This is a genomic window from Nonomuraea sp. NPDC003707, assembly GCF_053587055.1.
On sequence record NZ_JBSFNK010000021.1, the window covers coordinates 12,533 to 25,695 of the forward strand.

General features: G+C 71.1%; 11 protein-coding genes. 2 read left to right on the plus strand and 9 right to left on the minus strand.

Features of this window, described 5'->3' with window-relative positions; translation table 11 throughout:
- The first annotated feature begins 3 nt into the window (after positions 1-3).
- Positions 4-927 (plus strand): LysR family transcriptional regulator, encoded by a 924-nt coding sequence (locus tag ACWDRB_RS40770; protein ID WP_449903077.1) that lies wholly within the window; start codon positions 4-6, stop codon positions 925-927.
- A 54-nt stretch (positions 928-981) separates the two neighbouring features.
- On the opposite strand, the gene ACWDRB_RS40775 is transcribed toward ACWDRB_RS40770, so the two are convergent.
- The 3 genes from ACWDRB_RS40775 to ACWDRB_RS40785 form a co-directional block, all read right to left on the minus strand.
- Entirely contained in the window at positions 982-1,548 is a 567-nt protein-coding gene (locus ACWDRB_RS40775; protein ID WP_449903079.1) for a helix-turn-helix domain-containing protein, read from the minus strand.
- 254 nt (positions 1,549-1,802) lie between these two features.
- On the minus strand, positions 1,803-3,332 hold the full coding sequence (locus ACWDRB_RS40780; RefSeq protein WP_449903082.1) for an AMP-binding protein: 1,530 nt from the start codon (positions 3,330-3,332) through the stop codon (positions 1,803-1,805).
- A 111-nt stretch (positions 3,333-3,443) separates the two neighbouring features.
- Positions 3,444-3,989 carry a TetR/AcrR family transcriptional regulator gene (locus ACWDRB_RS40785; protein WP_449903084.1) on the minus strand — a complete coding sequence of 182 codons (546 nt, stop codon included), beginning with the start codon at positions 3,987-3,989 and terminating at the stop codon, positions 3,444-3,446.
- A 131-nt stretch (positions 3,990-4,120) separates the two neighbouring features.
- Here ACWDRB_RS40785 and ACWDRB_RS40790 point away from each other — a divergent pair, with 131 nt between their 5' ends.
- Positions 4,121-4,894, plus strand: coding sequence for an SDR family NAD(P)-dependent oxidoreductase (locus ACWDRB_RS40790; protein ID WP_449903087.1), 774 nt, complete (start codon positions 4,121-4,123; stop codon positions 4,892-4,894).
- A 27-nt stretch (positions 4,895-4,921) separates the two neighbouring features.
- On the opposite strand, the gene ACWDRB_RS40795 is transcribed toward ACWDRB_RS40790, so the two are convergent.
- From ACWDRB_RS40795 to ACWDRB_RS40820, 6 genes are all read right to left on the minus strand, one after another.
- A complete protein-coding gene (locus ACWDRB_RS40795) occupies positions 4,922-6,103 on the minus strand; it encodes an RICIN domain-containing protein (RefSeq protein WP_449903089.1) in 1,182 nt (393 codons plus the stop codon).
- Positions 6,104-6,360: 257 nt separating this feature from the next.
- Complete coding sequence (locus ACWDRB_RS40800) at positions 6,361-8,484, minus strand: beta-galactosidase (RefSeq protein WP_449903091.1); 2,124 nt, start codon at positions 8,482-8,484, stop codon at positions 6,361-6,363.
- A gap of 32 nt (positions 8,485-8,516) precedes the next feature.
- Complete coding sequence (locus tag ACWDRB_RS40805) at positions 8,517-9,389, minus strand: carbohydrate ABC transporter permease (RefSeq protein ID WP_449903093.1); 873 nt, start codon at positions 9,387-9,389, stop codon at positions 8,517-8,519.
- Positions 9,386-10,309, minus strand: coding sequence for a carbohydrate ABC transporter permease (locus tag ACWDRB_RS40810; protein WP_449903466.1), 924 nt, complete (start codon positions 10,307-10,309; stop codon positions 9,386-9,388). Before ACWDRB_RS40810 ends, ACWDRB_RS40805 begins: the two co-directional genes overlap by 4 nt.
- A 69-nt stretch (positions 10,310-10,378) precedes the next feature.
- Entirely contained in the window at positions 10,379-11,758 is a 1,380-nt protein-coding gene (locus tag ACWDRB_RS40815) for an extracellular solute-binding protein (RefSeq protein WP_449903095.1), read from the minus strand.
- A gap of 90 nt (positions 11,759-11,848) precedes the next feature.
- Positions 11,849-12,916: a LacI family DNA-binding transcriptional regulator gene (locus ACWDRB_RS40820; protein ID WP_449903098.1), complete on the minus strand. Its 1,068-nt coding sequence runs from the start codon at positions 12,914-12,916 to the stop codon at positions 11,849-11,851.
- Between the last annotated feature and the right edge of the window lie 247 nt (positions 12,917-13,163).

A 13,163-nucleotide genomic window follows, 5' to 3' on the forward strand; every position in this document is an offset into this window, starting at 1 on the left:
ATAATGGATCTGCTGTCGCTGCGCTACTTCCAGGTCGTGGCGCGCCACGAGCACATCAGCAGGGCGGCCGAGGAGCTCCGCGTCGCCCAGCCCTCGATCAGCCGGACCATCGCGCGGCTGGAGGCCGACGTGGGCGTGCCGCTGTTCGACCGGCAGGGCCGGCGGATCCGCCTCAACCGGTTCGGCGCCGCGTTCCTGCGCCGGGTGGACAGGGCGCTGGCCGAGCTGGACGACGCCAGGCGCGAACTCTCCGACGCCGCCGGCCTGGCCCGCGGCAGCGTCTCGCTCGCCTCGGAGACGCTGCTCACGATCACCGAACCGGTCAAGAGCTTCATCGCCGAGCATCCAGACGTCGCCGTGCGTCTTTTCCAGCTGACCCCGGATGTCATGGCCGAGCGGCTGAGCGAGGGCCAGGTCGACTTCTGCCTGGCCTCCGAGGTGCTTGACGGGCCGGGGCTGGACCATGAGGAGCTGGTCCGCGAGGAGGTCCTGCTCGCGGTGCCGCTCGGGCACCGGCTCGCCGGTCGGCGGGAGGTGACCATGGCCGACCTCGCGGGCGAACCCGTCGTCACCACCCGGCCGGGGATCTGGCAGCGTACGCTGGCCGAGCGGCTGTTTTCCCAGGCCGGGCTGGAACTGGTGGTCGCCTGTGAGATCGACGAGGCCACCACGGGCATCGAGATGGTCAGCGCCGGGCTCGGCGTGGGGTTCGGGCCCGCGTGGTATCTCCGCTCACCGCTGGCGTCGCGAGCGCCGTTTTCTCCCGTACGGCTGGCCGCTCCCGGCGCCGAGCGGGTACTGCGGCTGTTCTGGCGGGAGGGTGCCTACGTGTCCGAGGCGGCCCGCCGCTTCCGCGACCACCTGACCGCCTCGCTGACCAAACCCGGTCACGGCCCGGGCTCCGCGTCACGCCCCTCTGAAGCGTAGAGAAAGGTGCCGCTCGGCGATGCTCATGGTGCGGGCCTGGCTTCCTGGTGGCTTTCAGCCGACGATGGGCGAGGCGATGACGACGGTGACGTCCGCCGGTTCGGCGTCGGTGCGGTAGAGATGGGGGGCGTCTCCGGCGAAGGCGAGCAGATCGCCCGGCCCCAGCAGGCGCGGGGCGTCGGCGGGTCCTGCGGTCAGCCGACCTGAGGCGACCAGCAGGTGCTCCACCGTGCCGGTCGCGTGCGGCACACCCGTCAGATCGGTGTGGGCGGGCATCCGCAGCCGCCAGATCTCCAGGCTGTGGCCGCTGCTGATCCGGCGTAGCAGCTCCCGGCCGACCTCGCCCTCGGCGATCTCGGTGCCGGGGACGAACACCGGGCCGGGGTCGGTGTCGCGGGCCAGCAGGTCGGTCAGCGGGATCCTGAGCGCGATCGCGTCGAGCGTCTCGATCGTCGGATTGCCCTTACCGGCCTCCAGTTGCGACAGCGTCGCCTTGCTCAGGCCCGCACGCCGCGCCAGCTCGGAGCCGCTCATCCCGCGCTGTTCACGACGCCGGCGGATCTGCGCTCCCACCGCCGCGGCGCTGCTGCTCGTCGACCGCCCGGATGCCGCGGCCATCATCGCGGCCCGTGAGCGGCGGAATACGACACACGGACGCGGCCCCGCTTGACCTTCAGCGCCGGCAGCACCACATCGTGAAGGTCGCCGAGACTGCGCACAATCGATCCGCGCTCGCACCCGCTGCCCCTCGGCGAACACCGGCCACCCGGCAATGCTCCACGGCCGCCCAGGGCCGGTCGCGGCCTACCGGCGGCGGGCGACCGCCTGTCTCGCCCGGCCCCTGGACGGCCGCGAGTCGTCGCCCGTGCCTGACGTCAGTTGACACCTCGGTCATGCCCGGCCCAGTAGGGTTCGCGCAGCTTGAACTTCTGGATCTTGCCGGTCGCCGTGCGCGGGATCGTGTCCCGGAACTCCACGCTCGTCGGCGCCTTGAATCCGGCCATCCGTTCCTTGCAGTACGTGATGATCTCCGCCTCGCTCACCGCCGCGCCCTCGGCCCGTACGATCAGCGCCTTGATCGTCTCCCCCCACTTGGCGTCCGGCACTCCGATGACCGCCACCTCGGCGACCGAGGGATGGCTGAAGATGGTGTCCTCGACCTCGATCGAGGACACGTTCTCCCCTCCCGTGATGATCACGTCCTTCTTGCGGTCGGAGATCGTCAGGTGCCCGTCCGCGTCGTCGATGTCGCCGCCGTCGCCGGTGTGGAACCAGCCGTCGTTCAGCGCGTTCGCCGTCTCCTCAGGCTTCTCCCAGTAGCCGTCGAACACGACGTTCGACCGCGCCAGCACCTCCCCGGACTCGGCGACCCGCAGTCTGACCCCCAGCGCCGGGAGCCCGGCCCGCGAAAGCCTCCGGGCCCGTCGATCGCCCGGCAGGTCGTCGTCCTGCGGCCGGGAGCGGTTGACGGTCAGGAGCGGCGAGGTCTCCGTCAGACCGTAGATCTGGATGAACTCCCAGCCGAGCTCCTCCTCCACCCGCTGGATCAACCGGCTCGGGGGCGGCGCCCCGGCGCACACGATCCGTACGCGGTCACGGCCCGGGATCTCTCCCTCCCAGCCGGCCGCGGCGTCCAGCACCAGGCTCCACACCGCCGGCGCACCGCACATCAGGGTCACGCCGTGCTCGTCCACGCGGCGCAGGATCTCCGCTCCGTCCACCTTGCGCAGCACCACCTGCTTGACGCCGAGCCCGGCCGTCACGAACGGCATGCCCCAGCCGTTGCAGTGGAACATCGGCAGCGTGTGCAGGTAGACGTCCCGCTCCCAGGCGCGTGTGTGCAGGCCGAGGGTCAGTCCGTTCACCCAGATGTTGCGGTGGGTGAGCTGAACCCCCTTGGGGCGGGCCGTCGTCCCGGAGGTGTAGTTGATCGTCGCGGTGGCGTCCTCGTCCGGGTTCGACCAGGGACGCGGCTCCGTGTCGAACCGCATCAGCTCCGTTTCGGTCTGCTCTCCCAGGACGAAACGGTGGTCCGTCTCGATCCCCGCGGTCACCTCGCGAAGCTCGGGGTCGACCAGCACGACCGAGGCTCCGCTCTGCCGTACCACGTAATCGATCTCGTCGGCCTTCAGGCGGAAGTTGACCGGAACGCAGACACGGCCGCTCATCGGCACCGCGAACAGCAGCTCCAGCAGGCGGGCGGAGTTGTGGCTGATCACCGCCACCCGGTCGCCTTCGCGCGTGCCGAGTGCGTCCAGCCCGGCCTGCCACGCCCGCACCCGCTCACCCAGCCGCCCGTACGTGGACGCCGTCACGGGCGGTGCGGGCTGATCGGGCTCGTCGATCACTCCGGGGCTGTCCGCGAACCCCAGCTCGGCCCGGTCCAGGAAGTCCGCAATCGTCATCGGAACCCGCATCGCTCTCCCGACTCTCGTACCGTTCGTCTCTGAGTATGAAACTCCGTCATGCTCTCCGAAGTACAAGAGATCTGCCAGTCCACGCCGAAGGTGTCGGGGTCAGCGGGTGAAGAGGGCTCGGTGCAGCATCTCTCGTACGCGTTTGTGACGGTTGTCGCGCTGGGCGGCGTCGTTGGTGGCCACGGCGCTCTCCCCCATGGAGATGGCGAGCATAAGGTCGTCGACGTCGACGACGGGGTGGACGATGCCGGCCGCGCGGCCGGCGTCGAGGAGAGGCTCGAAGCAGGCCGCGATGCGGCGGGCATGCTCGATGAACCACTGCAGGTCGGCGCTGGACAGGACCTGGGCGAGGCCGCGGTTGTCCAGCTGCATGTCCAGGACGAAGTCGAACAACGTGACCGCGCCGTCCGGTTGTCCCCGCAGCCCGGCGGCATGGTGCTCGATCTGGGCGACGTTGTCGGCGAAGACCGTGGCCGCGAGCTCCTCGCGGGTGGCGAAGTTGCGGTAGATCGTGGTGCGGCTCACCCCGGCGACCCGGGCGATCTCCTCCAGCGCGACGTCGTGGCCGTGTTCGGCGAACATCCGCCGCGCCGCGGCGAGCAGCCGGTCCCGGTTGCGGACGGCGTCCTTCCGTGTCACTGGCACCCGCTTTCCTGCACGGTCCAACCCTAACTTGCCACGAACCGTACAGGATTGTACGTTTAGCGGCGACAGAAACGTACACATGTGTACGGTTTGGGCGGCCATGGGATCGCCCCAGCCGATCGGAGCGGACAATGCGCGGTTTGAAGGACAAGGCGATCATCGTGGCCGGCGGGGCGACCGGCATCGGCGCGGCGACCGCGATCAGGCTCGCCGAGGAAGGCGCCGACGTCGTCGTCGGCGACGTCAACCTCTCCGGCGCGCAGGCCACCACCGCCAAGATCACCGAGGCCGGCGATTCGGCGATCGCGGTGCACTTCGACCTCGCCGACGAGGACTCCGTCAACGCGATGGTCGCCAGGACCATCGAGGAGTTCGGCGCCGTGCACGGCCTGTTCAACGTCGGCGCGGACCTGTCGCCGGGCACCCTCGGGCGTGACAAGTCGCTGCTCGACACCGACCTGGACGTGTGGGAGCGGACTCTGGACGTCAACGTCCTGGGTTATGTCCGCACCGCTCGCGCCGTCCTGCCGCACCTGCTGGCCAACGGCGGCGGCGGCATCGTCAACTGCTCCTCCGGCGCCGCGGTCAGCGCCAGCGACCGCAAGCGCCCCGCCTACGGGGCCTCGAAGTCGGCGGTCAACGCGCTGACCCGGCACATCGCCGGGCGCTTCGGCCCCGAGGGTGTGCGCTGCAACGGAGTGATGCCCGGCCTGGTCATGGGCGAGACGCAGGCGGCGCAGAACGACGTCCAGCTCCAGAAGATGTTCCTGGAGCACGTCCCCACCACCCGGCTGGGCCGTCCGAGCGACCTGGCCGCGGTCGTGGCCTTCCTGCTGTCCGACGACGCCGAATGGATCAACGGCCAGGTGTGGGCCATCGACGGCGGCGCGAACATGCGCGCCTGACCGGCACGGCCCACTCCTCGCCTCCGATCAACGTGCGGTGGCCGAATCCCACATCAGCGGCGTGTCGTCGAAGACCACGGCGAGCTTGAGCTTCGTCCCCGCCTTGATCGCCTCCGGCAGGGTGACGCTGCCCTGCTGGGCCTGGCCGAAGGAGATCGGGCCGAGATCCGTGACCTTCCCGTCGGCCGTGAACGCGTAGCCGTGACCGGTCGTGTTCGCGTGCAGGGCCGTGCCCGCGGGATCCGACGCCGTGGCGTCCAGCGGCACCGTCGCCCGCTCGCCGGCGCCGTCCGCCCTGATCAGCCGCGGGGACCGCCGGTCGCGCGTCAGGTCGTCGAGGGCCGGAGCCCGCTGGGCGAGCCGCCACTCCTGCGAGCCGTCCCCGGCCGCGTTCTGCAGGGTCAGCGGGGCCCCAGGGGCCGCGTCGGTCAGGTACACGTCCGGGTTCTTGACCGCCTGGAGCCGGTAGAAGCCGCCGCCGGCGTCGACGAGGTTCCAGCTGCCCTTGGGGCTGTCGTCGACCCACTGGCCGATCCGCTGCCCGGCCGTCGCGTTCCCCGTCCAGATGGCCGCCGCGCGGCCGCCCGACGCGTTCAGCAGGGTCACGCCGCCCTGCGGCTCGGTCCGTACGTGCCAGTACTGGGTGTCCTTGTTCGCCGCCGAGCCGCGGTCCTCCAGGACGACGTCGGGAACGTCGCCGTTGCCGATGTTCGCGTCATTGGTCCTGCCCCCGGCGCCGATCACCTGGCCGGTCTTCCGGTTGACCAGCTGGTAGTAGGCGCCGTCGGAGTGGCCGAGGTCCACTTCGGCGTACGCGATCGTCGAGACGCCCTGGTTGCGCAGGATCGCGACGCGGCCGGTGCCTTCGACGTACTGCAGGTTGCGGCTGTACCCGGACCCCAGGGGCGTCTGATACTCCTTCCACACGCCGTCGCCGCGTCCGCTCTCGTTGACCCAGACGTCGCCGCTGCCGCTGGCGTTGTACACCAGGCGTCCGTCGGGAAGCCTGATGACGACCGGGCTGCCGCCGGTCGCGAGCGGGCGCGAACCGGCGTCGACCGGCAGCGAGGTGACGGCCTCGCCTGTCTGGGAGCCGCGGTGGAAGGTCAACGGGCTGCCGGAGACCGTGTACCTGGTGTTGGTCCCGCCGCCCCAGTACTCGAAGGTGAGCAGCCACTTGCCGTCGGTCGTCGGGACGACGTTCGTCATGCCCGGCCGCCCGCCTCCGATCTGCGACTTGCCGCCTCCCATGTCCTGGGTCAGCCCGGCGACGTCGACGACGGGGGCGCTCCACTCCTTGCCGCGGCCGTTCCAGGTCTTGTGGACGAGGATCTGGCCGTGCGAGTCCGGGGCGGTGCCGTTCGCGGGGTCCGTGCGCGCCGGTCGCCGGAACCACCAGGGTCGCGGCTGCCGCGACGAGGGTGACCAGCGCCTTGCTCAAGGATTTCACGTGCGTAGTCCTTCCTTCATGAGACGGAGACGAGCACCCGCACGTCCCAGGGGCCGAGCTCCAGCGCCGTGCCGGCGGGGACGGGAGCGCCGTCCACGGCGTCGGACAGCTCCACCGGCACCTCGACGCGGGCGGGCTCCCAGCTCCAGTTGTGCACGACGTGGACACGGCGCCCGTCCGGGGACGTCCCGGTGGTCGCGGTGACGGAGGCCGGGAGGTCCCGCCATCCGCCGGACGGGGACGGCGCCAGCCACGCCGCGAGCGCGCGGGCGAGGTCGCGGCCGGGCACCGTGCCGACGTAGGTGACGCGGCCCGCCCCGTGGCGGCGGGTGGTGATCGCCGGCCAGCGGCCGAAGTGCGGGTGGACGTAGGTGGCGAGCACGTCGGCGCCGGCGACGGTGAGGCCGTCGGCCCAGCGGGTGGCCGTCGCGTTCGCGGGCAGGTCGAGGAGGCCGCCGGGCACGGCGCGCACCGGGAGGTCGCGCGTCAGGTTGCTGAACTCGTCGTAGCGGACGCCCGCCGCCTCGACGAGCCGTGCGGGTGCGGGCTCCCGCCGCGCCCGGGCCTCGTGGTCGGCGTACGCGGTGCGCGGCCCGAGGACCAGGTGGCCGCCCGCGTGGGCGTAGGCCGCGAGCCAGTCGAGCGTGGCGTCGTCGGCGATGTACAGCGCCAGGACGACGAGGACCGGGTGACGGCGCGCGGCCTCCTCGGGCGTCGTCCCGGACCGCTCGCCACGTGGGTCGTGGAGCTGCCGGGCGTGGACGATCCGCACCTGGCGGCCGGCGTCGAAGGCGCCCCGGTAGAAGGGGTCGAAGATCCGGTGGTAGGCGGCGGCGTCCGGGCCGCCGTCGGGGGCCGGCAGCGGCGGGTGCTTCTGCATGAGCCACTTGCTCGGCATCGAGTAGACCATGGTGACGTCGGCGTCCGGTTCCAGCCCCGCGACCAGCGGGCCGGCGGCCTTCAGCTCCGCCCCGAGGCGGGCGAGCTCGGCGTACGTGCGGCCGGGCCGGTTGCTGTGCGGCAGGACCCCGCCCCAGTAGGTCTCGAAGCCGAAGTTCAGCGTGTGCCACTGCCAGTACTCGATCATCCGGGCGCCGCGCGCGACGTGCGCCCATGCCGCCTGCCGCCACTGGCCGTCGTAGGCGGGCCGGTTGTCCCACGGCGTGCCGATGTGCATGGCGTTGGTCTCGGTGACCAGGAACGGCTCCTGGCGGGAGGAGAACATCCGGTCCGCGGTCTGGTACATCGACCACACCCCGGTGGTCGCCCAGCCCTGCTCGACCTCGTCGGGGGTGCGGTCGGGAAGTTCCAGGGCGTCCTGCAGGTAGTAGTACGGGTTGCCCGCGGCGACGTCGAGGCGGTCGGTCAGCTCGTCGTCCTCCACCCCGGGCCGGGTGTAGGAGATGCACGTCGTGACGAACTGATCGGGGCGGGCGTACTCGCGGACGAGATCGGCCTGCCAGCCGATGAACTCGGTCACCTGGCGGGCCTGGAACTCCCGCCAGGCGAGGTCGTACTGGGGCTGGAGGTTGCCGTCCGGCGTCCACAGGTCGGCCCACGCCGACAGGCGGTGCGACCAGTAGACCAGGCCCCACTCCCGGTTGAGGGTCTCGACGTCGCCGTACCGGCCGCGCAGGTGGTCGACGAAGCGCTGGAAGACGCCGTGGTTGTGCAGCAGGTGCAGGCCCGGCTCGTTGTCCACCTGGAAGCCGATGACCGCCGGGTGATCGGCGTACCGGCCGACGACCTTGCGGATCACCCGCTCGGCGTGGAACCGGAAGCCGGGGTGGGTGAAGTCGACCTCCTGGCGGGCGCCCCAGCCGATGCGCCGCCCGGTGGCGTGCTCCCCCGTGATCTCCGGGTAGAGCCGGACCAGCCACGGCGGGACCGCGTACGTGGGCGTCCCGAGGATCACCGAGATCCCGCGCTCATGGGCGCCGTCGAGCACCGGCTCCAGCCAGTCGAGGTCGAACCGGCCGTTGTCCGGCTCCCAGGTCGACCAGACCGACTCGCCGACCCGGATGACGTTGAAGTGCGCGTCGGCCATCAGGTCGAGGTCGATCTTCAGCCGTTCCGGGGACGGCTGGTACTCGTGATAGTAGGCAGCGCCGAACAGGACATGGGCCGGCAGAACCGCCATGGGGGAAACCTCCGAGGGAGTGGATGCACGGGTCACTGCTTGACGCCGCCGGTCGTCAGACCGCTCTGCCAGTACCGCTGGAGCAGCAGGAACGCCGCGACGAGCGGGACGACCGAGAGCAGGGAGCCGGTCACGACGAGGGCGAGCATGTCGCTGTCGGCCCCGGCCCCGCCTCCGACGGCCCGGGACGCCCAGGAGGCGAGGCCGACCGTGATCGGGTACAGGTTCGGGTCGTTGAGCATGATGAGCGGGAGGAAATAGTTGTTCCAGGTCGTGACGAGCGTGAAGAGCACGACCGTCACCAGGCCCGGCGCCAGCAGCCGCATGGCGATCCGGAAGAAGATCCTGGCCTCGCCGGCGCCGTCGATGCGGGCGGCCTCCAGGAGGCTGTCCGGGACGGCGTCCTGGGCGTAGATGCGCATGAGGTAGAGGCCGAAGGGGCTGACGAGCGAGGGCAGGATGACGGCCCAGGGGGTGTTGACCAGCTCCACCTTCGCGAAGAGCAGGTACGTCGGGATGGCCAGCGCGGTGGTCGGCACCATGATGGCGCCGAGCACCAGGTTGAAGGCGGCCCGGTCGCCGCGGAAGCGGAACTTGGCGAACCCGTACCCGCCGGCCGCCGCCAGGAGCGCGGCCCCGAGGGCGCTGACGACGGCGTACCCGATCGTGTTGAGCAGCCAGTGCCCGAAGACCCCGTCGTCGTGGCCGAAGGTCGCCCCGATGTTGGCCGGCAACTGCGGGGCGCGCGAGAACCACAGCCCGAACGTCGTGAACAGATCCTGGGTGCTCTTGGTGGCCGCGACGACCAGCCAGAACAGCGGCAGGAGAAAGTACGCCAGCGCGGCCAGCATGGCGATCGTCAGCGGCGTGCTGTGCCGCCGGCGGGCTCCGCCCGGTGCGGTCATGACTTCCTCCCGCGGTTGGCGGTGAGCAGGACGGCGTAGGAGACGATCACGATGACCACCCCGAGCAGGAAGGACACCGCCGCCGCGTAGTTGATCTGCTGGCTGGTGAAGGCGAGGGAGTAGGCGTAGAGGTTTGCGGTGTAGGCGCTGTCGATGACGTCCGGAGCCAGGCGCTGCAGCAGGTTCGGCTCGTTGAACAGCTGGAAGCTGCCGATCACGGAGAACACCAGGGCCAGCAGGAGCGCGGGCCGCAGCGCCGGCAGCTTGACGCTCCAGGCGATCCGCCAGGCGCCGGCCCCGTCCATCGCGGCCGCCTCGTAGAGCTGCTGGGGGATGGCCCGCAGGGCGGCGTACAGCAGGATCATGTTGTAGCCCACGAACTCCCAGGTCACGATGTTCGCCAGGCTCCCGAGCAGCCAGCCGTCGCTCAGGAAGGGCGGCGCCGGCAGGTTCAGCGCCTTGCTCAGCTGGGCGAAGGGGCCGTAGTCCGGCCCGTAGAGGTAGCCCCACATGAGCGAGGCGACGACGCTCGGGACGGCGTACGGGACGAAGATGCCCAGCCGCACCACCCGCGCGAGCCGCAGCAGCCCGCTGTCGAGCGCGAGCGCGAACAGCAGTGCGAGCAGCAGCATCACGGGGACCTGGATCACGAAGAACGCCGCGACGCGGACGACCCCCCGGATGAGGAGCGGGTCCTGGACGGCGGTCACGTAGTTGGCCAGGCCGACGAACGTCGCCCCGCCGATGAGCCGGTCCTGGAACAGGCTGAGGTAGGCGGCGTAGCCGAGCGGAGCGAGGAAGAGCAGCAGGAACAGCGCCAGGAACGGGGCGACGAACAGCGGCCCCGCCGAAGGTTTCCGGCCGCGGCGGCGACGCGTCGCCGCCGCCCGGTGCGGGTGCTCGCGGGAGGCCGTGGTCATGGCGGTCACGGTCGGCCCCTTTCTGCGGTGGTGCCGGGCCCGCACCCGGGGTGCGGGGCCCGGCGGCGGTCACTGGTCCTTGACGGTGAAGCCCTGGCTCCTGGCGAACGTGGTGATCCGCGTCTGCCACTGGTCGAGCGCGGCGGCGGTGTCGGTCTTGCCGGCGAGGGACTTGCCGACGGTCTCGGTCCAGTCCGTCACCACCCGGTCGAGGAACGGCGGCCACTGGAAGGAGAGGTTGACCGTGCCGCTGATGTCGGCGAACACCTGGTTGACCTGCTGGCCGCCGTAGAAGGCGGGCTTCTCCCCGACGTAGCCCTGGTCGGCGAGCAGCGCCTTCGTCGCCGGGAAGAAGAACTGCTTGGTGGCGAACAGCTTGGCGCTCTCGGGGTCGCTGTTGAGGAACTGGGCGAACGTCGCGGCCGCGATCGGGTTCTTGGTCGTCCTGGTGACCGCGCTGGTCGAGCCGCCCCAGTTCCCGGAGACCGGCTTGGCCGGGTCCCACTGCGGCAGCGGAGCCGCCCGCCACTTCCCGGCGGTCGACTTGGCCGCGCCGGACAGGAAGACCGGTCCCCAGGCGGCGGTGATCCAGGTGGCGTACTTGCCCTTGTTGAGCGCGGAGTACCAGGCGTCGGTGAAGTCCGGCTCGACGCCGATGACGCCCTCCTTCGCCAGCCCGCCCCAGTACGTGGCGAGCTTCTTGGAGGTCTCGTCGTTGACCTTCACGGAGATGTCGCTCTTGTTAGCGTTAACGTAAGGCTTCGCCCCTGCCTGCCAGAGCAGGCCGTGCCAGGCTGCGGCCTCGTTCGAGGCGAGGTCGGTCAGGTAGACGTCCGGGTCGGCCGCGTGGAGCTTGCGCGCCGCGGCGGCGAACTCGTCCCAGGTCTTCGGCACCTGGATGCCGTGCTCGTCGAAGATGTCCTTCCGGTACAGCATGCCCATCGGGCCGGTGTCCTGCGGGATCGCCCAGACCTCCCCGCCCGCGCCGCCGACCTGCCCCCACGTCCAGTCGACGAACGTGTCCTTCAGCGCCGAGGCTCCGTAGGGCCGCAGGTCCAGCAGGCTGTCGGTGATCGTGAACGTCGGGATGTACTGGTACTCGATCTGGACGACGTCAGGAGCGCCGGTGCCCGCTTTGAGGGCCGTGCGCAGCTTGGTGTACTGCGGCACGCCCTGGCCGGCGTTGACGACCTTCACCTTGATCGCCGGATACTTCCGCTCGAAGAGGGCGACCTCCTGCTGGATGTCCGGGACCCAGGTCCAGAACGTCAGCTCGGTCGGGGTGGACATCGCCTTGTCGATCTCGGCCTGGCTCACGGCCGCGGCGGCGGAGGGGGCCGGCGAAGCGGTGCCGCCGCCGCACGCGGCCAGCGCCACGCACAGCGACATCGCTCCGGCCGTGGCGAGAAGGAGCCGGCGGCTGATCGGGGGGTGAGCAGATGGGGGCATGGGGAACTCCCGTCAATGGGCAAGATGATCGGCACGCCCGGTGACACTCGGGTGGCCGTGACGGTCTGGCTGGACGCCGATCGACGCTGATCAGCGAGAGGTCGCGCGCTCGCGTCCCGGGGTCCTCCGGGGCGGGGGCGCGGTCGAGGCGCGGACGACGAGCTCGACCGGGTGGTCGGCCGCCGATGGAAGGTCTTCGTGCGGCCGTTCGATGGCATGGACGAGGAGCCGCAGTCCCCCTGTCGCCACGGCGTCGAACGGCTGGCGCACCGTGGTGAGCGGAGGGGTCACGTACGCGGCGACGGGGATGTCGTCGAAGCCGACGACGCTGACGTCGTCCGGCACCCGGCGCCCGGCCTCCATCAGCGCGCGGATCACGCCGATGGCCATGTCGTCGTTCGCGGCGAACACGGCGGTCACGTCGCCGTCGGAGGCCAGCCGGCGGCCTGCCGCGTATCCCGACGCGGCCGACCAGTCGCCCTCGACGACCGGCGGTTCGCCGAGGCCGCGGGCCGCCAGCGCGGCACGCCACGCCGCGAGCCGCTCCCTTGCGGCGTACCAGCGCTGCGGACCGGCGACGTGGTGGACGGTCGCGTGCCCCAGATCCAGCAGATGCTCGGTGGCCGCGTGGGCCAGCTCGCCGGAGCCGACGCCCGCGGTCACCACGCGTGGGGCGGAGAAGGGCAGCGGAGTGCCATAGACGAGGACGGGCACGTCGGCGCGGACGAGCTCCGCTCCCTCGTCTATCGGCTCGGAGATGACGATGCCGTCCACGCCCTGCTCCAGCAGGGATTCCACGGCGCCGGCGATGCCCGACGGGTCGCCCTCCATGGTGTTGACCACGCGGAGCGCGTAACCCGTGTCCCGGACGGCCCGCTCGATGCCCATGAGCAGCGAGGCGGGACCGTACAGGGCCGTCCCGAGCGTCACCACGCCGATGGAACGGCTCCGCCCGGAGGCGAGCGCGCGAGCCGCGTTGTTGAGCCGGTAGCCGAGCTCCTCGGCGGCGGCGAGGACGCGCCCGCGCACCTCGGCCGAGACGTACTGCTCGTTGTTGAGGACCCTCGACACGGTCTTCTGCGAGACGCCCGCCAGGCGTGCCACGTCCACGGCCCGCGGCATGGGAGCGTTTCCGCCCCGCCTCACCTCTCGTGTCATGGTCACTCTCCCGACGGCAGCCGACCTCATGTCTGTCGAGGTCAGTCATGTGACTGCGCAGTCATGTCTGCGCAGTCATATCTACGCAGGCCGGGAGACACACGTCAAGAGTCCGCAACACATCCGTAACCCACGACAGGCAGCCGACAGCCTCCCGACAGGTGCGGCTGGTTTCGTGGCAGAGGTAAACGGCGGCGCCATCCCACGCGCGTGGCGAGGGCGGTCGACCCCACGGAGAGATATCGGG

Coding starts and splice junctions, on each gene's coding strand:
- ACWDRB_RS40770 (WP_449903077.1), top strand. CDS start 4: ATGGATCTGCTGTCGCTGCGCTACTTCCAGGTCGTGGCGCGCCACGAG.
- ACWDRB_RS40775 (WP_449903079.1), bottom strand. CDS start 1,548: ATGATGGCCGCGGCATCCGGGCGGTCGACGAGCAGCAGCGCCGCGGCG.
- ACWDRB_RS40780 (WP_449903082.1), bottom strand. CDS start 3,332: ATGACGATTGCGGACTTCCTGGACCGGGCCGAGCTGGGGTTCGCGGAC.
- ACWDRB_RS40790 (WP_449903087.1), top strand. CDS start 4,121: ATGCGCGGTTTGAAGGACAAGGCGATCATCGTGGCCGGCGGGGCGACC.
- ACWDRB_RS40795 (WP_449903089.1), bottom strand. CDS start 6,103: ATGACGAACGTCGTCCCGACGACCGACGGCAAGTGGCTGCTCACCTTC.
- ACWDRB_RS40800 (WP_449903091.1), bottom strand. CDS start 8,484: ATGGCGGTTCTGCCGGCCCATGTCCTGTTCGGCGCTGCCTACTATCAC.
- ACWDRB_RS40805 (WP_449903093.1), bottom strand. CDS start 9,389: ATGACCGCACCGGGCGGAGCCCGCCGGCGGCACAGCACGCCGCTGACG.
- ACWDRB_RS40810 (WP_449903466.1), bottom strand. CDS start 10,309: ATGACCACGGCCTCCCGCGAGCACCCGCACCGGGCGGCGGCGACGCGT.
- ACWDRB_RS40815 (WP_449903095.1), bottom strand. CDS start 11,758: ATGCCCCCATCTGCTCACCCCCCGATCAGCCGCCGGCTCCTTCTCGCC.
- ACWDRB_RS40820 (WP_449903098.1), bottom strand. CDS start 12,916: ATGACACGAGAGGTGAGGCGGGGCGGAAACGCTCCCATGCCGCGGGCC.